We start from the raw sequence: 20,302 nt of genomic DNA, 5'->3' as shown, positions 1-20,302 counted from the left end.
TAGTGCTCTTAACCATCTAAAAAAGTTTTAATGCAAAAAACATCCGAAACAAAACGGATGTTAAAACATTAATATAAACAAGATGATAGTGGCTATTAGAGTGCTCTAATAACCATTTTGATTGTAGCATTTGATGTTAAAAAACTATTTTCTAATAAAGAAAAATATTAATCATTATTTTCTTCATCATCTTCTGAAAAGTTTTTGATTTTCTTTTTATCAATTTTAACTCACCCAGAAGTTTGTTTTTCTTGATTCATTTGTAATCAGATATGATAATTTGGATCTGTTGGATTATTTGCTGCTTTTCGTAACTTTAATTTTTGCTCTAATGTTAAATTACTAGGATCAAAATATTCACCTTCACCTGCATATTGATCACCATCAATTGCTGCTTTTGCTTTTTTAGCTGCTGCTAAAATTTCAGCCATCGTTTTTTCTACCATTATATCCCTCCAGTATGAATACCATTAATAGTAATATTATAACATTCTTTAAAGATAACCCCTTAGTTACCTACATAATTATTAAAAAAGAAAAATAACTTTATTACTTTTCTTGTTTCAAATTATCAACTAATAATTTCAATATTACCGTTGAATTAAATTCCATCAAATGTTTCAGCATAAACATTATCATACATATTTAAGTTTTGTAACAATTGAATTGTCTTTTTTGTTAACTTAATTTTTTCAATACTATTATTTTCTTTAATATGTTCTAATGTTTCTGCTTTCACAATTAGTTGAATACTAAAATATTTAATTCACACTAAAACCAATTGGGCGACGGTACAATTATATTTTTTTGCTTCCGTAATTAAAATTTGGTTTTCTAAAACCTTCGTAATTGGCGAATATGCCTGAAATAAAATATTTTTATCCCGACAATATTGTACCCGATCTCAGCGTTGATTAAAGGTACTAAATTCAATTTGATTAATGTTAGGATAAATCCCTGTTTTATCAAATAAAACTTCAATCATATCTTTATCAAAGTTGCTAACACCAACGACACGAATTAAACCCTGTGCCTTACATTTTAATAATTCAACATAAGCTTTAATTGTTTTGTGAAAATTCCTATTTGGACGATGAATTAAAACAATATCTAAATAATTAACATCTAGTCGTTTTAAAGCCCCCAGTACCGCATTTGTTGTATTCTCTGTTTCAATATCATCACATCAAATTTTTGTTTCAATAATAACATCTTCTCTTTTTGCATTATTAGTAATTAAATATTTTTTAATTGCTTGGCCAACCATTTCTTCATTCTGATAAACTTTAGCAGTATCAATAATTTTATAACCATTTTGTAAGGCATTAATAATTGCCTCTTCTTTTTTTAAAAACAAAGTCCCAAATGCAATTTTTTCTAAACAAAATGGCATCTTTACAACCTCCTCTAAATTATTTACTATATTTGTTTAATAAATCCTGAACATTATTTGTTATTGGATATTTTGAAATAATTTGATGATAAATATTATTGTAACCAATAAAAGAATGGACAACATATTCATGATCAATGATTTGTAATGGTTTTAAAACAGTTCCACCCATTAAACTAGCTGCAAAAAACATTGCTTCTTCATCAGCAACTAAGTCCCGTTCGGAAAAAATTGTATCATAACTAATTTTCTTGCGTGCTAATGCTTGTTGTTCAATCTTAATCCGATCTTTAGTTTCACTTTCATCTGGTCAAACTTGTTCATATGCTATTGCTATTAAACGTGCAAACATTTTATATTTAGTTGCAATTGCTAACGCTCCCATTAGAACACCTTCTGGAGCACCACCAATTCCATATAAAAAATCCGCTTTTTTTAGTACAACATCAATTGCCCCCAAAACATCACCCCCATTAATTAATTCAACATGAATTCCTAATGCTTGCATTGTCTTAATAATTGCTTGATGACGAGGTTTATTTAGAATAATACATGATAAATTTTGTTTGATATTTAATAAAGTTAATAGGATTTTCTCAATTGGTTGAGAAAAATCAATCGTTGCTCCCAAGTCTTCTGATAAAAATAATTTTTCCATATACATTTCTGGAATTTGTAACATTGTATCAATTTTAGCAATAGCAATACACGAGATTGAACCCGGCTCGTTTTTACTGGCTGGAGCTGTTCCTTCAATTGGGTCAACAGCAATATCAAAAGTAATTGCTTGTTGATGAGAAAAAGTCTGCCCTTGATACAACATTGGTGCTGCATCAAGTTCACCTTCGCCAATTGCGATTTTGGCATTAACATCATTATTTGTTAATAACTTATTGATGATATCAACCGCTTTTTGATCTAACATATTTTTATCATTCTTGCCAACTAATTCATATGCAGCAATCACAGCTAACTGGACTGCGCGTAAAAATAAAAGACTATTTGTTTCCATTGTTTATTCCTTTGCTTGCTATTAATATTTAATCACATAATTGCAAAAATAAAAATGTAAAGTAACTTACATTTTTATTTTTATAATTTTTTTGTGCCTGATTCTTTTGGGATCTTTCCAAACAGTTCGTGAAAGGTCCGCTTCCAACCAACCTTGCCAGCATACATCAGAAACTCATTACTGGAAATAACAAAAGTACAAAAAACAATTGGAATAACATATACTCAATAATATCAAGTTGGTTCTAAAATTTCATTTGGAACGCCAGTAGCAATAAAGATATACTGTCAAATTGGAGTTCAAAAGAACATTAATAATTGTGTTGATGTTGTATAAGTTGGTCCTGACATTACTAAACAAGCATAATATAACATACGTGAACTACCCATAATGATTCCACCAACAATAAAAATTAAGGCATATTGATAATATTGAAAATTAGCAAACACTTTATAACCTTCAACAAAAATTTGATGTGAAGCAACAGCAGCAATTGGTGTTCCTAATAATAACATCAATAATGCTGAAGAACCTGTTTTAATTGAAACTGTTTCATGATTAGTAAAATTAATTTTTGAAGAACTCATTAAGTGCGACATTCCTAATGCTTCCATCGCATATAAAGCGGCTGTTATTAAATCTAAACACATCCCGCCAATTGATTTTCATGTTAACCCTTCATTAATAGCAAAAAGAATTGACATTCCTAGAATTAAACAAGTTGAAATAGCTAATGCTGTTCAAGTGTATTTACTCTGGCGAGCACGAAAGAAAATTGCACTTCCAACTCCAGCTAAAATAACATTTAAGTTTAATAATAAACCAGGAACTGTTCCATCAGTTTGCCCTATATTGTTAATTGTTAATAATACTGATAACTGGAAAAAAACCATTGCGAACGGTCCACCTAAAAATCCATATAAAACAACTAGTCATGTTTCCTTGTGACGTAGCATTTTAAAAAAACTAATAAAATTCTTTGGCTTATAAAAAATAAACATCACAAATGCTGCCATTATTTCTTGAATGGTAACATAAAATGTTGCATTAATTGGTGACGCTAAATTTCCGTAAGGTCCTTGTTCGGGAATCATGTATAACATCAGGGGGACAAATGAATATCCAACTGCTGATATTAATCCATATAGAATCCCTAAAATAATTCGGCGTTTTGACCGAATCAAATCTAAATCATTTTTTGTTTCTTCTGATTTTAACAAATGTTCATCTGCATTATTGCTTTCTTTTGCATTCATCATTTTTATAACTACCTAATCCCATCTTTTTACTACATATTTTTATTACATATTATGTATCATTTTATAATTTTTTTCAAAATTATTTAGTTATATCTTACACCCAATAGCACTAAATGTTGAATTTTTTCAACTTTTTTTTATTTTTTTTGAATATATATATGATATGGGAGATTCATAAGTAATGAAAAATAAAGGAAATAAAATTAGTAACTATGAAGAATATGAAATAATTAAAAAAAATATTAAACAAGCAGAAAAATTATTAAAACACTATACCCAACAAACACACGAATCACACCAACAATTATTAATAAAATTAGAACGGTTAAAAAAAAATCCTGATCAAACAAAAGAATTTAAATTAAAATTGCAACTAGAACAATTAAACTCAAAATAAATCGCAATGGTACATCGTTTTGTTAATAAAATTGTTAGTTATGAAGAACAATTAATTAATGTCGAAGATAAATTAGGACTTGCCGATGATGTTCGGATTACCAAGATTCGTAACATTAATAAAAAAGAAATGATCAAACAAGAAACTTCTTTAGAACTAAGAAACTATTTGAAAAAAACACAAATTAGAGGTTATATGTACCTTGTTTTGGACGGATTGATTTGTACAATTGCTTTTGATTATTTCTTATCACCATCAAAAGTTTTACCACCTGGAATTGGATCATTAGGAAGAATTTTTGCACAATATATTTTTCCACCATTAAATAGCAATAATATTAATTAATGCAAACTTAATGTATTATGTTTTTTACATTGTTAATAATATTCCCTTAATTATTTTTAGTTGATTCTTTGTAAGTCATCGTTTTACCATTAATACTATTATTTTTATGGTTGCTCAAGCAATTTTTCATATTATTTTAAATGGTGTTGGATCTTATCACGGCATCCCTTATATTAACGCTAATGATTTTCATTTTTACAAGACTTAAATAAAATTACCGACCCAACAATTCATGATTTATGAATTTTCTTATTTGGATTAATTTCTGCAATCTTAAATGGAATTGCCTTTGGTTTCTTATACATCGCTGATGCTTGCCCTGGTGGAACTGACATTGTTAATAATTATATTTCACGCAAAAAGAAAAAACCAGTTGGTAATATTTCAATTATTGTTAATACAGTCTTAATGCTTATTACTTGAGCCATGAGTTATGCAATAAAGACACCTACCCCAAACCCATCTTTTGCAACCCATTACTTCTCAACACCATTCTTTGCTGCCTTTATGGTAATTATTATTTGTGGTATTGTTTCAAACAAAGTTTTCCCTCGTTACAGAAACATATCATTACTAATTATAAGTGACAAACCAGAAGTTATTATTGCCCGTTTAAAAGAAAATGGTTTCGCCCATAATGCATTATGAAAAGTTACTACTAATTATAATGGTGAATATAAAGACAATGCTCATATGGTAATGATTACCATTCCCCCAACAATGTTTAAACGGATTGCAGAAACGATTTTATTAGCTGACAATGAAGCCATTATTCGTGCCCAAACAACCTTTAAAATTAAACACATGCCTCATAATGATAATTAAATTATTTCTTAAAATAAAATATCACCTTACTGGTGATATTTTATTTCCTTTAAAAATTACAATAATATTTTAACTATGATCCATAAATTTATAACGGTTGAATAAATAACATAATAATCACGTTGCAAAAGTATTTACAACAAACAATGTTGTTAACGTACCAATTAGACTTCTTTTATTATTAGGAGCCATTGTTTTAAAATCATATTCATAATAATTGTTATTTACTTTGTGCACATCATATAAAACTTGAGTCGGAAAAGAGCCCTGTGCAAATGTCCATAATGTATAAGGATCAATTAATTGTTTTAATGTAATTTCGAAGTGATCAACAAAATAAACATTTCTAACAATTTTGCTAATATAACCCCCTCATCCTTCTCAAACACTTCTTTTATTATAAACATGTTTTTCTAGGTTTTTTCTTGTATTTCTGCTTCCTTGATAAAAGTATCATTTATAGTATTAAAAATATTTCTTAAAAAAGCAGAGTGATTAATAATTAAATATGTAGAATAAATGATGAAATAGGACAAAAAAATCAACCCTTATTGGGTTGATTTTTTTTATTTAAAAATTAACTTTAAAAATTAAATATATTGGTTCTACAATTATTTAATTTCACAATTACATATTTTTAGTGGAAGGTTCCCCAACTTGGCATTTTGTCAGTAAAGAAATCAATAGAACTGTTAACTTGTTTTTTTGCGATTTTGTAAATTAATGACTTTTATTAAGATAAACAGATAATGCTGTATTCATAACTTTTAATTGCAAGAATAAAAATAAAATCGTGTGCGTAGAAGAAAAATAACTTTTAAGAACTGGGCAAGGATTTCTTAATTAATCTACTAGTTGTTACTTGATGAGGAGGTACTTGGTATTACAGACAACTACAAAATGTAGAACATTGTAGTTAATTGTAAATGTTAACACCGCCACCGCCCACCCGCAGTGAAGCGGATGGCGTAGTAAATAAATAGATAAATATTTATATAACTAACTATCGCTTTGGCACTTTCACTTGGGAGTGAGTGCCAGCGAGTTAAAAATAGGAGGAATTATAATGAAAAGATTAAATAATGCACCAATAGGAACATTTGAATATTTACATTTTAAAAATGATGGAACAAAGAAAAAATTTTGAAATGAAAAATATACTGATGAATTAATTATTAAATGTCTTAAAGAGTTTTATATTTTAAATATATCTGGTATAAAAATTGATTAAAAATATAATTTTCCAAAAGGAACTGTTTCAAGTTGATTAATCAATTTTAAATATGGAAGATATTATCGTTTTTATCGTGAGGGTGGAATTTGTGATCAATTAAAAGGAATAATAAATTTAAAAGATTATGTTTGTTTAGAATTACCTAATAGTAGAAAAAGAGTTCATAGTAATAAATACAAACAAATTAAAGATATGTATTTGCAGGGATATAGTTATAAAGATATAAGAAATAAATTAGGCGTTCATGACTCTATTATTGCACATGTTATTAAAAGATTTAATTTACCTAGAAGAAGACCTGAATATCATACATTAGATTTTATGTGGTAATTTATTATGAAAAAGTTAAATAAAAAAACAATTAATAAACTAAATTAATTAATGTTACATGCTTATCCAGTATCATTTGAAGATATGACTGATGAACATTGAGCATTAGGTAAACAAAATTAGGAGGAATAAAAAATGAATAAAATAGAGTGCACCCCAAAAAGTAAGTAAAGTAAAAAAAGACTTTGCTAAACTTTTAAAGGAGGTGCATTTTTATATGGCAAGAAAAGGTCAAAAATATAACAAATATACATCAGAATTTAGAACAAAAATCATTGAGGAAATTAAACAAAAAAGTTGTTGAGTAGTAGCAAAACAATATAATCTAAATGCAAATACAGTAGAATCTTGATGAGAAAATCATAAAAAAGGAAAATTAAACAATCATAAAGGACCTAAAATCTCTTTTGGTAAAAGAGATTTAGAATATTATAAAACAAGGTATGAATTATTAAAAAAGCTCCATGACTTTTACAATTAAGCAAACTAAGAATCGTCTCTTTTATTAAACAAAATTGTCATGAATATTCAATAAAATTATTATTAGAAGTAACGGGGTTAAAACGTAGTTATTGAGATAAATATAAAAATTATGACAGTAGCAAAAAAGATAAAGAAGCAATAAATGATATTGTAAAAGTCTATGAAGAAAATTTAAAACAATTTGGATATCGAAGAATTACTAAATATTTAAAAGAAGATTATGATATAAAATATAATTCAAAAAAAGTTTTAAGGATTATGCGTTATAATCAAATACAACCTGAATATGTAAGAAAAATGAGAAGAAAAATGAAATATAAACAGAATAAAGAAAAAAGTTTATTGCAATATCCTGATTTAATTAATCGTAAATTCAATGATATAAAAACAAGGTTTTCAGTGCTATATACTGATGTAACATATTTAATTTGAAAAAGAGAAAAATATTATCAATCAACAATTATTGATGGATATACTAAAGAAATAGTTGATGTAAAGTGATCTAAATATAATGACAATAAATTAGTAATAGATAATTTAAATGATGCAATTAATAAAATAAAATTAATAAAAAAAGATCTGAATGGAATAATAATTCATTCAGACCACGGATATCAATACACATCCGCTATTTATCTCGATAAATGTGTATCTAACGGTATTATAATTTCAATGGGGAAAAATTACCACTGTGCAGATAATATTGTTATAGAAAGTTTTCATTCATTACTTAAGAAAGCTACAATCCATAATAAAATATATAATTCACATGAAGAATATATACAAGATGTTATAAAATGAAATACATGATATTCAAATCGTAAAGAAAAAGATATAATAAAAAAATAGTAAATACTTTTTATTAGTACTTACTAAAATGGGTGCAGTCTAGTAATTTACTTTTTATTTTAGTACACAAGTATAAAGAGATACAAATTTGATACTTTTTACAATGTAATAATATATCTTTAAAAATATTTGTCAATACTTTTTTAAAAATTCGTGTATAAATAAATTTAAATAAAAGAAATGGAGATACAAATATATGCAAGATTATACACATGTAAAATTTGATGAACGAATATTTTTTAAGGATTTATTTTTATCTGATAGTTGTAAAAAGAAAAATGGCACACTTAATTTATCTGAAATATCAAGACAAACAGGAAGAGATATTAATACTGTTAAAAGAGAAATTAATAGATTTAAAAATATAGAAGATTATGATGCTGGTAAAGCACATAATGATTATTTAAAAAAACGAAAAAAATCTATTAAAAAAATGCCTGAATTTACAGAAGAACAAAAAGAATGATTAAATGTAAGATTTAATAAATATCATGATACACCTTCACAACTTATTAGAAAATTTAAAAAAAGTTTGGTGTTAAATTTCCAGCATGTAAAAAAACTTTGTATAAATGAATTTATTTAAATTTACTAGAATTAAATAAACAAAATTTACGCCATCATGGTAAAAAATACAAAAGAAAAGGAAAAACTGAAAATCGTGGTAAATTAGATGATAAATTTAAGTCAATATGAGAATATTAAAGATAAAGATACTAATGTCGGATTTTTTGAAATGGATACGGTTGTTGGAAAAGACCACCAATCTTCTTTTTTAGTATTAGTTGAACAAAATAGTAAAAATTATTTTGCAATGAAATTAGAAAAAAATAATTCAAGTGAAGTTTTAGAAAAACTTGAACATATAGTTAGAATTAATGGTTTAGTTGGAAAAATTAAAGGAATAATAACAGATAGAGGAAAAGAATTTAGTAAGTTTAAAGAAATGGAAAAGATTACTGGTTCTAATATTTATTTTTGCGACCCCGGTAAACCTCAACAAAAACCATTAATTGAAAGAATGAATCGTGAATTTAGAAAACGATATATTAAAGGAACAGATTTTAATAATGTTACGCAACAAGAAATAGATTGAGTAGTTAATGTTATGAATGAAAAATTAAGACCTTGTTTGAATTGAAGAACAGCTAAAGAAGTATTTTTAGAGAATTTTAGATAAATTTATTTGAAAAATTTAATAAATTATTTTTCAGTGTGTTTAAATATGCTTAAAATAGATTAAATTTACAAATAATTTAATTTTTTTTAAAAAAATAGTTGCATTTATTTTAAATGATGTTATTATCAGATTAACAAGAGACAGAATTTGCTGCTTGAATTTACACAATACATTTGTAAAAATACCAAAACAACGTTTTGCACATTGCAAAAAAACCAAAATTTTAATATTATGTTCCTTTCGTTTTTTCACAATTTCTAAATCTTTAATTTCTAACAAAATTGTATTTTTTAAAAATTATTTTTTTTTCATTTTTTACAATTATTAGTTTTTGTTTTAACTTAATTTGACACTTATCACATAAAGTTTTTACACTAATGGTTTTCATACGTAAAACCTCCAGGATTTACAATAAAATGAAATATATATGTGATAAATACTCAAGGTATAGGGAGTTTAAAACAATAAAAATGGGATAATTTTAAAATTTTCACAAAAAAATGATAATTTTAAAACTAAAACTCTCATAAATTTATAGCAAAATGCTATAATTATTTATGAGAGCATAGTTGTGGTTTCGCGATCTTGAGTATGCTCTCACATATATATTTTTAAATTAGTGAGTTATTGAAACTAACTTTTTTATTATAACACTAAAAAAATAAAATAACATCGACATAATTTGGAATTTTTTTTTATTTTAGTTTAACAAAAAATATAAAATCATAAAAATTATCTTTTTATCAAAGTATTCTTATGATAATATTTAAAAGATTATCAAGGAGGAACTATGAAACGTTGAACTTATCGAATTTGATATAAAGATTATCTTTGATATTATAAATTAATAATTGCCATTTTAGCCTTTGCTTTTTTAGCTTATGGTTTTTATGCTGATATTTTCAAAGAGTTCTGATATGTCAATAAAAATTCTTATCGCTCTAGTTTACAAAATTATGATATATTATTAAGTTTTTATTCAGTTCAGGTTAATATCATTACGATTGTTTGATTAATGTTAGCAATTTTTAACCATCATCGTGAACAAAAAAGTTGATTTTTTTCAACAAACTTTAAATTAAGCATCTTAAATTGAAACTTATTAATGTTCTTTATTTTTTGAATTGGAATTATTATTGGGTATAAGAATGGGCAAGTAACTATTGCTGAGTACACTAAAGCCCGAATTAGTTGTACGGTTGTCACCCACTTTATTATGCCCATCTTGTTTTTTGTTTATACCTTATTATCATTTGGTGATCGTCGTCTTAGCTGAAAAAAAGAATTTTTAACAAAAGATTGATGAATTAGTTTAATCTATCCAATCTTTTATTTAATGTATGTTTTAATTCGTGCTGCCGCTTGAAACCGTGATGGTGATACATTTTTAGCTTATAATTATCCTTTTTTGGATATTTATAATCCCCTCATTGCTGGGTTAACAAAAGTTCAAGCCACTTTCTTTATTATCTTTGTTTTTACAGTTGTCTTTACTACTTTCCATGTTCTCTTGCAAAGTTTCAACAATGGAATGTATCGGGTATTTAATAAGTATCAAAATCGCACCTTATGATATAAAACAATTTATCAAAACATTAAACAAAAAATGAGAAATAAAAAAGCAAACAAAAAACGAAAATAGTGATAAATAACTAATATGTTATTTATCACTATTTTCGTTTTGCATTAGTAATAAATGCTGTTATCGCTTCTAAATATTGTGGCGGATTATAATAAATTCCCCGCACATGATCACAGTTAAAAACAACTCGATTACTAATTTTTTTACGTTCATATCTTCGTTTATTTTGATAAGCTTCGCGTCCCATTACATAAGGAGTTGCATGATCTTTTCTATTTAACAAATATAAAACCGGTAATTTTGCCAACTGATCTAAATTTTCACCAGGATTAATTTGTTCAGGATCATAACCGCGGGTATCAATCGTATAGCGCCGAATAGCATAATAGTGCTCATAATAATTTACTTTAATCTTTAACATATAATAACGATACAAGGCATTTAAATTACTAATTGTTGAATCTAAAATCACACTATTAATTAATTTGTTTTTAGCAAATGCTAACTTTAAATATTCCATAATTACAAAGGTTCCCATTGATCACCCGTGAAAGTTAAGTTCTTTAAGTTTTGGATCAATTGTTGTTTGTAAAAAATTAACAACTACTGCTAAATCATATTTTTCATAATATCCCATTGTTGTTATTTTCGATGTGGATTCTCCATGATTTCGTTGGTCAAAAACAAGAACATTATAACCCAGTCGCAAATAAATTAAACCAAAAAAGATAGCACGAAACTTATGCGAATTAAGACCATGCACTACCACTAATCATTTTTTATTATTATCATTTTTTACTCATGACCGAATTACAACTGCTTTTAAGAGAACATCTTCATAGCCAGGAATGTCATATTCTTGTAAATATCATTTTTGTTCTAATTCAGCTGGTGTTAATGCCATTTCCTCAATTCGTAATCGTTTCGTTAAATCAGTAATATATTTTTTACAATATGCTTCTAAATCATTATTAGTTTTCTTTCACCACGTATGATGCGTTAATAAAATCCGCTTATCATGAAAAGTATAAAATAATTTAATATAAAGAGCATTATTACTCATATAATCTTTTAAATGTTCATTATCAACAATGCGATAACTATGGTCAGTAATTAATTCATGGCCGTGGTCTAAATCATATAAATCTAATTCTTCATTATGTTTTTTCGCCATAATCTTATTGCAAATCCGCTTTCGTAAACCCATATACTTGTGCCAAACATGTTCGTTCCGCACACATTGTCACCGAATAAGCGGCATTTTCAATATTAACACCACTCACTTCTGTTCCATCTTTTAAGACACAAATTGCACCAACATGAAAATTAGAATATGGAGCATATGCGTTTGTACTTAATAATTTTAATTTTTCAAAATAATTTGCCATTCTTCTAACTCCTTTTAATTAATCTTTAAATATAATTTAATAACATCAACTAGTGGCGGTAACATAATTAATAGTCCAATTGCAATTGCCAAAATTGAATTAATTAAGGTTGCCGCGGCACAAATATCTTTAATTTTTTTAGCTTTAATATTATATTCAAATGATAATAAATCAACAAAGTTTTCAACCATCGTATTAATTAATTCAAACCCAATCACAATTCCAATTGTTAATAACAAAATTGCTCATTGTACATAGCCAAACTCATGCGGAACCATTTTTTGTAGTCAAATTCCTAGTCCAATTACAACTAATGATACAATAATATGAATAATTAAACTTGATTCTTCTTTAATTGCTGTATAAATTCCACGAAAAGCATTTGAAAACTTGTTTCGTATTTTAAAAAAAATCTTTTTCTTTGTTGGTGATCCTTTTGCCATTGTGTCTATCTCTTTCCTCTTCTCTTCTTATTCTATTGGAATTCGATGAATTTGTAAATCATTTAGGACTTTTCGTTGTAAATTAAACATTATTTCTTCTTCCGTTGGTGTTTGATGATCATAACACAAAATATGTAACATCCCGTGGGTAAATAAAAAAGCAAATTCACGCCGCACTGAATGATTATATGTTTGTGCTTGTTCCAACGCTTTTTCATAACAAATAAAAATATCCCCCAAACTGCGTAATCCTGTTAATTGCAGTAAATCAACACTGTTTTCTTCTTCTAGAGCAAATGTAATAACATCTGCCACATAATTCTTTTGACGATATTTTTGATTTAATGTTAATTGTTCTTTTGCATCAACAATAAGCAATGATAATTCCAATGGATCAGTAATATTTAATATTGCTTTAATTTTCTGAAAAATTGCCATAAAATCAACTTGATATGGTTTAATATCAAATTTTGTTTCATTATAAATCGCAAAATCATCTTTCATTACCACACCTTGACACCTAACACTTTCTTGTTTTATTATAACAAATTAAATGATTATCTTCAGTAAATAATCTAATGTTGTTTGCTGACCAAAATAAATTTTAGCCGGTAAATATCAAAAATCAACATTAAGATCAGTTTGATTTAAAATTAAATAATAGTTATTCTCTCATTTAATCTGTACAACCAGTGCTTGTCAATAATTTTGGACAAAATATTCTAATTTAACTTCCCCAATTTTCTTCCCAACACGTGATATCTCTTTTGGAACAAAAACATAATTTAATTCTTCCGTACTATTTTTTAAAATTGTTAAATAACCATCATAATATAATTGAAGGGGATAATAAGCAAGCAAAACAAAAAAAGAAATTAAGAGAAACAACAACAAGTTAACATTAAAATAATACCTTTCTTATTCATTTTTAACCGCCATTAAATTAAGTTTGGTTAAATCAATAACATTTACAAAAAATTGTTCAACAAGAGGATCATGCCCAGCATAAATAATCATTTGCTCAGATTTCAAAGTAAATAGTAAGTTTAATAAAAGCATTTTGCTTTCATAATCAACATTACTTAAAACTTCATCAATGAGATAAACATCACAAGATTGCAACAAAAGATTTAAAAATAAAATAATTTGGCGCTGCCTTTTTGATAAGTTTTCACCATTGTTGCAAACTAGTTGCTAAAGACTTAAGCGATTCTGAGTTAATAATTGCTTGACAGCTGGTAATGTTAGAACTTGATAGTCACAATCCTGTTTAAAATTAATAATATTATCATAGACACTACCAGCAAATAAAAAATCATCTTGATGAAACAATAATTTTGGTCGTATAAAAAAGATTGGGGTTTTGGAAAAAAACTCGGAAATTGAATAAGAATAATAAATTAAACCATTTACTAAAATGGTTTTTTTATTTGTAAAACCAAAATTATTAATTAATTTAATTGATTCAGAGAAAGGGCAACATCTTAAGTTCTTAAAATAGAAACTTTTTACACAACTTTCTGATACCCTATTTAAGTTGTATTACACATTTATTAAATATCTTAGAAATATTTACAGAGTATACCTGTTTTTTCTCCTAATTTAAGGTGTTGTCTTTTCTCTGTTTCAGTTAATTAATTTGCTAATAAAAAACTTAATATCAAAGAAAGGAGATAGTAATGGCAATTAATAAACAACAAAAAATATGTGATGTTAATGATTGTTATCAAGGAATATCATTCATTACCGAAGAATTTGTATCAAATAAAGTTTTATGAACTTGTGAAAAACACAAAGATTTATTAAATCAAACTAAAAATTGAAAACAAAAGCAGTTTTATCAGAAACTAGAAAATTCAAAAATTATCTTTGATGATAAAACTTGTTTTTTAAAACTTTGATTTAGTAAAACAACTTAATGCAGAGTGGGACGGTTATTTTAAATAACTAAGTGTTTTTATTCCACATGAGGCGGTCTAGCCCAGCGGTAATCAGTCCGGAAATAATAGACGCTTTGACAAGCGATAGTCGTGATAAGTGCGAGGTCAACATCGAACGACAATAAATATAGAGATGGACACTTTATAAATAAATTTGCGATAGATTTATCCCATAGAGGATGGCAGAGGTTTTAATAACCACAAAGCTAGCATTAGGATCTTCAAGGTACAAGTGAATTTATTTTAAAAACTGAACGCTTTGACCTGAAATGGTGCGGATGAAGAGAGAGAAAACTCTCTGGCATTACCTTATAAAAACAACTGTCGATTATTAAACAAACAATATACCGCCACCGCGCACCCCTAGTGAAGCGGATGGCGTAGTAAATAAATAACTTAATTTATATATAACTAATTCTCGCTTAGCACTTTCACTCGGGAGTGAGTACCAACGAGTTTAAAAATAGGAGGAATTATAATGACAGAATATAAAAGTAAATATATTAATAAAACTTGAAATGAAATAACAACATCATTTGATTGAGTTAATTGTCAACCTGTTGATTGTAGTATTAAACATCATAAAAAGAATTATGATTTGCAATGTTTAGAATGAGCAAAAATGTACTTAAATTTATTTAAAAATAATTGAGATGTTATTGTTTCTTATATGCAACATTACAAAATTAACGATATTTTAGATTTAGCATCAGATGGATGAAAAATATTACAAATTGATAAAAAAATTAAAGGAATAATTTAGGAGGTTTATATGAAAAAGTTAAATAAAATTTGTCTTAAACAAAAATACTGAGGTTATTGCTTTAAATGCAATATAGAAAATAAATTACAAAAATTAATGCTTAAAAGTTATCCAGTTTCATTTGAAGATATGACAGATAAACATTGAGCATTAGGAAAACAAAATTAGGAGAAATTAAATTATGAATAAAAAATATTTATTAATAATAAAAAGTAAATACGGTGATTTAAAAACAGAATTCTTTTATACATTAGAAGAAGCAAAAATTACCGCTAATGTTGAAAATAAACAAGAGTGATTAACAACTATTATTGATTTAGAAGATAACAATATTACATGAAAAGGAGATAAATAATTATGTGAAAAGATGAAAATGGTTATGTTTATACTGAAGAAGATTTATTTAATTTAGCATTAGAAGAATGTCATTCAGAAGAAAGTGCTTATGAATATATTGATAATTTAATTGAAGAAATGGAATTAGAGGAATATAATAATGAATAAATTTATTGGAATTGGTAGAACAACTAAAGATATTGAAATTAAAAAAACACAAAATGGTAAAGAATATAGCATCTTTCAATTGGCAGTAATAAGACCTTATTCAACTCAGAAAGAAACTGATTTTATACCTTGTCAAGTTTGAAATAAACAAGCAATTACTTTACAAAAATATTGTCAAAAAGGTAGTCAAATTGCAATTACTGGTATTTTACAATCTTTTAAAGATAAGGATAATAAAATACAGTGAATAGTTCAAGTATCTAATTATGAATTTTTACATACAAATAATGACTTAAAAAGAGATATATCTGAAAAATCAAATGAAATTATTGCAGAAAAACAAATAAATTATAATTCAGAAAGTATTAAAGAATTATTTGGTGATAATAATGCAATTAAATGAGATTAAACCTTTATATATTTTTAATGATAAATTACATAAATATAGTATTTTAATCCCTAGTGTAAGTCAAATTGTTAATATTTTAGTGCCAAAAGATTTATCATATATTGATAGTAATATTTTAAAATTAGCACAAACTCGTGGAATATGTTTACATAATATGATTGATGTTTGATTAAAAAATAATTTTGATGATGAATTAATTGACTTTATTGATTGTGAAATAAAATCACATCGTGAATTATTTAAAAATTTTACAAAACTATATCAAGAAACTTTTAAAGATATTAAATTTAAACATTATGAAACTGAAAAAAACACTTTATAACCCTTTAATGTGTGGTACAACTGATTTTATTGGAATAACTATTGATAATGAATATATAATATGTGATTGAAAAATTACTAGTTCTAATGAAGAAACTGATATTAAACGCTATATTTGACAATTAAAACTTTATTATTTATTAGAAAAAGATTTTTGTATAGATAATAAAAAAATATTAATGATAATTATTAATCCAAAATTAAAAATAGTAATTAAAGAGAAAGTTAATATTACTAAACAAAATTAAAACAAATTAAAGAAGCCATTTTAATATGACAAGAAAGAAAGGAATGAGAAAATGCCACAAGAAACTAAAAAAACATTAATAGCAAGTATTGGTGAAATACAACACGATTTATCATTATATTTAGAAAAAAAATCAAACAATGCAAATGAATGGTAGAGTAATGTATAACTATTTTGGTGAAGCACAAGTATTAGAATTAGTTAAAAAAGAATTTAAAAAACATCATATTACATATATTTGAAGTTATGTAAAAGATACTTTAAAAATAATTAATGATACCCCATATTTTGAAATGGAATTAACTTTATGTAAAGAAGTTGAAAAATTATCACCAGTTCTAATTAGAAAACAAAGTGAAGATTTTTATCATAAATTTAAAGAAAGATTTTTAAAATAATGATAAAAATAGGTATTGACCCATCAGGAAATGGTACTACAGGTATTGTTGTTTACGAAGATAATAAATTAACTGAAAAACAAGAATTTACAAATAAAGATTGAATTTACCAAGCTAATTTTATTTTATGTATATTAAATGAAAATGAAATTATTAATATTGAAGATTGTTTATATACGAATGCTAATGGTTCAAAAGACTGTGATGATTTATTAAAAATAATTGGAGTAATTAAATATGATACACACGAATTAAATAATGTTAATTGAGTATCACCAAAACATACTAAATCAATTGTTAAAAATATGGAAAATTTAAGTAAATATAATGATAGTTGCTTATGGAAATTTGATAAAGATATTAATTTAACTTATCAATATGGTAAAGGTTGAAAATATAATAACAAAAAAATAAGTAATCATTTACGAGATGCGATTATTATTGCTAATTATGAGAGTTAATTTATGAAAGAAGCATATAATCAAAAAACAGGAAAATATTATTCTTGCAAAATTCGAAATGTTAATATTTACTTAAATAAAAGTGAAGAACAAGCTTGAAATGAATTAAAATTTAATACTTATTCACAACGAATAGAACATCTTATCAACTTTTATATAACACACAATAAAGAAAAATAAAAAATAACCAATTAAGGTTATTTTTTTAAATACTATTTGTTAGTTGTCTAATAGCATCTTTTTGTGCTTGTTTTTTATCGTTTACTTTAACTTGTTTTTTTACATTTTTAATTTGACCTGTTTTAAGTGCTAATTCTGTTGCATATTCAGGTCCTCATAAATGTTTTTCGTGGGCAATAACAGCAGTTCTTAATTCCCTAATTTCTGCTTTATATTTTTTAATTTTTTTAGCAGATAATCCAAGAATCCCAAGACTACCCATTCCACCAGCACCCGCTAACACAAGTAAAGCAATCATTAATGTATCATTAAACATTTTTTTAATTCCTTTCTTATCCTCACCCAAACAGTGGCCATCCATTTTTTCAGAACAAAATAATTTATTAAATTAAACTATATAACCACCCAAAAATATCAGCCGCCCCTATCCTATATATAGTCTATTTTAAATTTAATTCTTGTTTATTTTAATTTTGTATATTTTTTAATTTTTCTTCTTGTTTTTTAGTATATTCATCTTGCGTATTTTTAAACATCTTTTCTGTTATACCATCTAAATTATTTCATTGTTTTGCTATTCTTGGCTGAATAACGCGCGGATTAATCCGACAATCTAAACAATGTCTTAAATGGTCTTTTTTTCATTTTGATTTATCAATTCAAATAATAATTAAAGAAATTATTAAAGTAATTAAAGGTAATATTGTAAATACTAATCCCATTTTGGATTTTTTTAATCGTGGTATATCAATTTTCATATCTACTTTCGGTTTACTACTAGCAACAAATATGCCTTGAATTCCATGTGTAAATAAAGGTGTTAATAAAATAGCAATGCCATTACCTCAATATTGACCATAATTATATCAATTAATATTATCTTTTATTGCATTAATCATGCCATATTCTAATCAACAATTTAATGCTAAAAATATTAATGTATAAAAACTAACTACTCAACTACGAATTTTATATTTTCTTTCTCATTCTCTAATATCTTTATGAGTTCAATTATAAGTTGGAATAGGATCTTTTTAAAATCAATTTCAAGGTAAGTCACCTTTTAATCAAGTTGTTTTATCTTGTTTCATTATTAACTCACCAATTTTCTTTTAATTTTTAAATTCCTAATTTTTTATAAAGTATTATATTTGAATTAGACCCTTAGGAAAATTTACAAAAAATATTTTTCCACTTTCAGGATGTATACTTACAATTAAATTATCATCTTGTGTCGGAATATATCTTGTTCATTCAACACTACCGTTATAATTTAAAGGTGTTTCAATAGAAGTAGTTAAAGTATCATTCTGTTGATACTTATAAATTAATCATAATTTATATTGATATTTTGTTTTATCAAAACCTTTAATAAAATAGTGTGGTATACTTGGTATAAAATCACTCGTATCAACTACTTCTCATTTACTTTCACTACTAATAGAAATATCACCATTACCTAATAATGAATTACCATTAATAGTTTTAATATTTTCCCCACTTACTAATTTATCTTGTTTTGTATTAATATCTTGTGATGTTTTTACAATATATTTATCATTTTCTTTATCAATATAATCTTTATTTAAATCACTGTCTTTAATAACATCTGATGGTATATCGCCACCTTGTTTTGTTTTTCAAACATTATTTTCATAATAAATAGTATCATTATCAAACGGAACAATAAGTTTAATATATTCATTATAATCAATTTTAGAAAAATCATTAATAGTTGGATAAGTAATATTTATTGAATTATCTGTTTGTAATCGCTCTTTTAATAAAAATAATAATGTTGTTGAATAAAAAGTTTTTTTACTAATATGTTTATATTCTTCTTCTCATGAATGAGCATAATTATCTAAACTATAATTATAAGGTCTAGATACTGTTTTACTAGATATAATATCAATTATTTCACCTGCTAATTTTAAAGCATTTTTAACATCGCGAGTAATATTTTCATTTGCCTCATGGTCATTGGTTTGTGAATAAGCAACTCCACCTTGTGAAAATGAAGCACTACCAGTTAAATCATTAACTCCTTTTGGTAAATATCAATTAATAACTGCTAATAAACAAGTAGATTGAATATAACTTAATCATTTATCATATTCAATTAAACCAGTATAGACTGCACCCATTTTAGTGAGTACTAATAAAAAGTATTTACTATTTTTTTATTATATCTTTTTCTTTACGATTTGAATATCATGTATTTCATTTTATAACATCTTGTATATATTCTTCATGTGAATTATATATTTTATTATGGATTGTAGCTTTCTTAAGTAATGAATGAAAACTTTCTATAACAATATTATCTGCACAGTGGTATTTTTTCCCCATTGAAATT

General features: G+C 25.5%; 31 protein-coding genes and 4 pseudogenes. 20 read left to right on the top strand and 15 right to left on the bottom strand.

Going from position 1 to position 20,302, the window contains the following annotated elements:
• Positions 1-167: 167 nt before the first annotated feature.
• The 4 genes from NL276_RS02170 to NL276_RS02155 form a co-directional block, all read right to left on the bottom strand.
• A complete protein-coding gene (locus NL276_RS02170) occupies positions 168-446 on the bottom strand; it encodes a hypothetical protein (protein WP_253301806.1) in 279 nt (92 codons plus the stop codon).
• A 155-nt stretch (positions 447-601) separates the two neighbouring features.
• Positions 602-1,393 (bottom strand): aldo/keto reductase family protein, encoded by a 792-nt coding sequence (locus NL276_RS02165; RefSeq protein WP_253301805.1) that lies wholly within the window; start codon positions 1,391-1,393, stop codon positions 602-604.
• 19 nt (positions 1,394-1,412) lie between these two features.
• Positions 1,413-2,405 carry a fructose-bisphosphatase class II gene (locus tag NL276_RS02160; protein WP_253301804.1) on the bottom strand — a complete coding sequence of 331 codons (993 nt, stop codon included), beginning with the start codon at positions 2,403-2,405 and terminating at the stop codon, positions 1,413-1,415.
• An 80-nt stretch (positions 2,406-2,485) separates the two neighbouring features.
• Positions 2,486-3,664, bottom strand: a complete 1,179-nt coding sequence (locus tag NL276_RS02155; protein ID WP_253301803.1) for a DMT family transporter — start codon at positions 3,662-3,664, stop codon at positions 2,486-2,488.
• A gap of 181 nt (positions 3,665-3,845) precedes the next feature.
• Here NL276_RS02155 and NL276_RS02150 point away from each other — a divergent pair, with 181 nt between their 5' ends.
• Both NL276_RS02150 and NL276_RS02145 read left to right on the top strand, forming a co-directional pair.
• Positions 3,846-4,061: a hypothetical protein gene (locus tag NL276_RS02150; RefSeq protein ID WP_253301802.1), complete on the top strand. Its 216-nt coding sequence runs from the start codon at positions 3,846-3,848 to the stop codon at positions 4,059-4,061.
• Positions 4,062-4,067: 6 nt separating this feature from the next.
• Positions 4,068-4,406 (top strand): hypothetical protein, encoded by a 339-nt coding sequence (locus tag NL276_RS02145; RefSeq protein ID WP_253301801.1) that lies wholly within the window; start codon positions 4,068-4,070, stop codon positions 4,404-4,406.
• Positions 4,407-4,585: 179 nt separating this feature from the next.
• Here NL276_RS02145 and NL276_RS02140 read toward each other — a convergent pair whose 3' ends face one another.
• Entirely contained in the window at positions 4,586-4,741 is a 156-nt protein-coding gene (locus tag NL276_RS02140; protein WP_253301800.1) for a hypothetical protein, read from the bottom strand.
• On the opposite strand from NL276_RS02140, the gene NL276_RS02135 reads away from it, so the two are divergent.
• From NL276_RS02135 to NL276_RS02110, 7 genes and pseudogenes are all read left to right on the top strand, one after another.
• Complete coding sequence (locus NL276_RS02135; RefSeq protein WP_370281050.1) at positions 4,668-5,231, top strand: YitT family protein; 564 nt, start codon at positions 4,668-4,670, stop codon at positions 5,229-5,231. The genes NL276_RS02140 and NL276_RS02135 overlap by 74 nt on opposite strands.
• 1,066 nt (positions 5,232-6,297) lie before the next feature.
• Positions 6,298-6,462 (top strand): hypothetical protein, encoded by a 165-nt coding sequence (locus NL276_RS02130; protein ID WP_253301799.1) that lies wholly within the window; start codon positions 6,298-6,300, stop codon positions 6,460-6,462.
• A 550-nt stretch (positions 6,463-7,012) separates the two neighbouring features.
• On the top strand, positions 7,013-7,276 hold the full coding sequence (locus tag NL276_RS02125; protein WP_253301798.1) for a transposase family protein: 264 nt from the start codon (positions 7,013-7,015) through the stop codon (positions 7,274-7,276).
• Positions 7,243-7,563 (top strand): annotated as a pseudogene (locus NL276_RS05135) (IS3 family transposase); the annotation flags it as partial. The gene NL276_RS02125 and the pseudogene NL276_RS05135, both read left to right, overlap by 34 nt.
• A 12-nt stretch (positions 7,564-7,575) precedes the next feature.
• Complete coding sequence (locus NL276_RS02120; RefSeq protein ID WP_253301039.1) at positions 7,576-8,127, top strand: DDE-type integrase/transposase/recombinase; 552 nt, start codon at positions 7,576-7,578, stop codon at positions 8,125-8,127.
• A gap of 196 nt (positions 8,128-8,323) precedes the next feature.
• Positions 8,324-9,307: pseudogene (locus NL276_RS02115) on the top strand (IS30 family transposase).
• Between the two features lie 790 nt (positions 9,308-10,097).
• Positions 10,098-10,949 carry a hypothetical protein gene (locus tag NL276_RS02110; protein WP_253301797.1) on the top strand — a complete coding sequence of 284 codons (852 nt, stop codon included), beginning with the start codon at positions 10,098-10,100 and terminating at the stop codon, positions 10,947-10,949.
• A 28-nt stretch (positions 10,950-10,977) separates the two neighbouring features.
• Here NL276_RS02110 and NL276_RS02105 read toward each other — a convergent pair whose 3' ends face one another.
• From NL276_RS02105 to NL276_RS05130, 6 genes and pseudogenes are all read right to left on the bottom strand, one after another.
• On the bottom strand, positions 10,978-12,063 hold the full coding sequence (locus NL276_RS02105) for an alpha/beta hydrolase (RefSeq protein ID WP_253301796.1): 1,086 nt from the start codon (positions 12,061-12,063) through the stop codon (positions 10,978-10,980).
• A gap of 4 nt (positions 12,064-12,067) precedes the next feature.
• Positions 12,068-12,277 carry a cytidine deaminase family protein gene (locus NL276_RS02100; RefSeq protein WP_253301795.1) on the bottom strand — a complete coding sequence of 70 codons (210 nt, stop codon included), beginning with the start codon at positions 12,275-12,277 and terminating at the stop codon, positions 12,068-12,070.
• 14 nt (positions 12,278-12,291) lie between these two features.
• Entirely contained in the window at positions 12,292-12,720 is a 429-nt protein-coding gene (locus NL276_RS02095) for a diacylglycerol kinase family protein (protein ID WP_253301794.1), read from the bottom strand.
• A 27-nt stretch (positions 12,721-12,747) separates the two neighbouring features.
• Positions 12,748-13,224, bottom strand: a complete 477-nt coding sequence (ybeY, locus tag NL276_RS02090; protein ID WP_253301793.1) for an rRNA maturation RNase YbeY — start codon at positions 13,222-13,224, stop codon at positions 12,748-12,750.
• Positions 13,225-13,269: 45 nt separating this feature from the next.
• The gene (locus tag NL276_RS02085; RefSeq protein ID WP_253301792.1) at positions 13,270-13,581 is read right to left on the bottom strand and encodes a hypothetical protein; all 312 of its coding nucleotides are present in this window, start codon (positions 13,579-13,581) and stop codon (positions 13,270-13,272) included.
• A 57-nt stretch (positions 13,582-13,638) separates the two neighbouring features.
• Positions 13,639-14,055, bottom strand: a pseudogene (locus tag NL276_RS05130) (P-loop NTPase family protein); the annotation flags it as partial.
• A 344-nt stretch (positions 14,056-14,399) separates the two neighbouring features.
• Between NL276_RS05130 and NL276_RS02075 the strand changes: the two are divergent.
• From NL276_RS02075 to NL276_RS02025, 11 genes are all read left to right on the top strand, one after another.
• Positions 14,400-14,639, top strand: coding sequence for a hypothetical protein (locus NL276_RS02075; protein WP_253301790.1), 240 nt, complete (start codon positions 14,400-14,402; stop codon positions 14,637-14,639).
• 499 nt (positions 14,640-15,138) lie between these two features.
• Complete coding sequence (locus tag NL276_RS02070) at positions 15,139-15,423, top strand: hypothetical protein (RefSeq protein ID WP_253301789.1); 285 nt, start codon at positions 15,139-15,141, stop codon at positions 15,421-15,423.
• Between the two features lie 9 nt (positions 15,424-15,432).
• Positions 15,433-15,591 carry a hypothetical protein gene (locus NL276_RS02065; protein ID WP_253301788.1) on the top strand — a complete coding sequence of 53 codons (159 nt, stop codon included), beginning with the start codon at positions 15,433-15,435 and terminating at the stop codon, positions 15,589-15,591.
• 13 nt (positions 15,592-15,604) lie between these two features.
• Entirely contained in the window at positions 15,605-15,778 is a 174-nt protein-coding gene (locus NL276_RS02060; RefSeq protein WP_253301787.1) for a hypothetical protein, read from the top strand.
• A 2-nt stretch (positions 15,779-15,780) separates the two neighbouring features.
• The gene (locus NL276_RS02055; RefSeq protein ID WP_253301176.1) at positions 15,781-15,927 is read left to right on the top strand and encodes a hypothetical protein; all 147 of its coding nucleotides are present in this window, start codon (positions 15,781-15,783) and stop codon (positions 15,925-15,927) included.
• On the top strand, positions 15,920-16,336 hold the full coding sequence (locus NL276_RS02050) for a single-stranded DNA-binding protein (RefSeq protein ID WP_253301786.1): 417 nt from the start codon (positions 15,920-15,922) through the stop codon (positions 16,334-16,336). The genes NL276_RS02055 and NL276_RS02050 overlap by 8 nt, the downstream gene beginning before the upstream one ends.
• A complete protein-coding gene (locus NL276_RS02045; RefSeq protein ID WP_253301785.1) occupies positions 16,317-16,658 on the top strand; it encodes a hypothetical protein in 342 nt (113 codons plus the stop codon). The genes NL276_RS02050 and NL276_RS02045 overlap by 20 nt, the downstream gene beginning before the upstream one ends.
• Before the next feature lie 7 nt (positions 16,659-16,665).
• A complete protein-coding gene (locus tag NL276_RS02040) occupies positions 16,666-16,905 on the top strand; it encodes a hypothetical protein (protein ID WP_253301784.1) in 240 nt (79 codons plus the stop codon).
• 145 nt (positions 16,906-17,050) lie between these two features.
• Positions 17,051-17,302 (top strand): hypothetical protein, encoded by a 252-nt coding sequence (locus tag NL276_RS02035; RefSeq protein ID WP_253301783.1) that lies wholly within the window; start codon positions 17,051-17,053, stop codon positions 17,300-17,302.
• Positions 17,302-17,763, top strand: coding sequence for a hypothetical protein (locus NL276_RS02030; RefSeq protein ID WP_253301782.1), 462 nt, complete (start codon positions 17,302-17,304; stop codon positions 17,761-17,763). The genes NL276_RS02035 and NL276_RS02030 overlap by 1 nt, the downstream gene beginning before the upstream one ends.
• A gap of 3 nt (positions 17,764-17,766) precedes the next feature.
• On the top strand, positions 17,767-17,943 hold the full coding sequence (locus NL276_RS02025) for a hypothetical protein (protein WP_253301781.1): 177 nt from the start codon (positions 17,767-17,769) through the stop codon (positions 17,941-17,943).
• 25 nt (positions 17,944-17,968) lie between these two features.
• Here the strand turns inward: NL276_RS02025 and NL276_RS02020 are convergent, their stop codons facing one another.
• The 4 genes and pseudogenes from NL276_RS02020 to NL276_RS02005 form a co-directional block, all read right to left on the bottom strand.
• Positions 17,969-18,304 (bottom strand): hypothetical protein, encoded by a 336-nt coding sequence (locus NL276_RS02020; RefSeq protein WP_253301780.1) that lies wholly within the window; start codon positions 18,302-18,304, stop codon positions 17,969-17,971.
• 106 nt (positions 18,305-18,410) lie between these two features.
• Positions 18,411-18,842 carry a hypothetical protein gene (locus NL276_RS02015; protein ID WP_253301779.1) on the bottom strand — a complete coding sequence of 144 codons (432 nt, stop codon included), beginning with the start codon at positions 18,840-18,842 and terminating at the stop codon, positions 18,411-18,413.
• Positions 18,843-19,088: 246 nt separating this feature from the next.
• Positions 19,089-20,090, bottom strand: a complete 1,002-nt coding sequence (locus NL276_RS02010) for a hypothetical protein (protein ID WP_253301778.1) — start codon at positions 20,088-20,090, stop codon at positions 19,089-19,091.
• A 28-nt stretch (positions 20,091-20,118) separates the two neighbouring features.
• Positions 20,119-20,302, bottom strand: a pseudogene (locus tag NL276_RS02005) (IS3 family transposase); the annotation flags it as partial.

It is taken from the genome of Spiroplasma endosymbiont of Phyllotreta cruciferae, assembly GCF_918697755.1.
The sequence above is the reverse complement of the archived record's forward strand: the minus strand, read 5'-3'. Positions and strand labels throughout refer to the sequence as shown.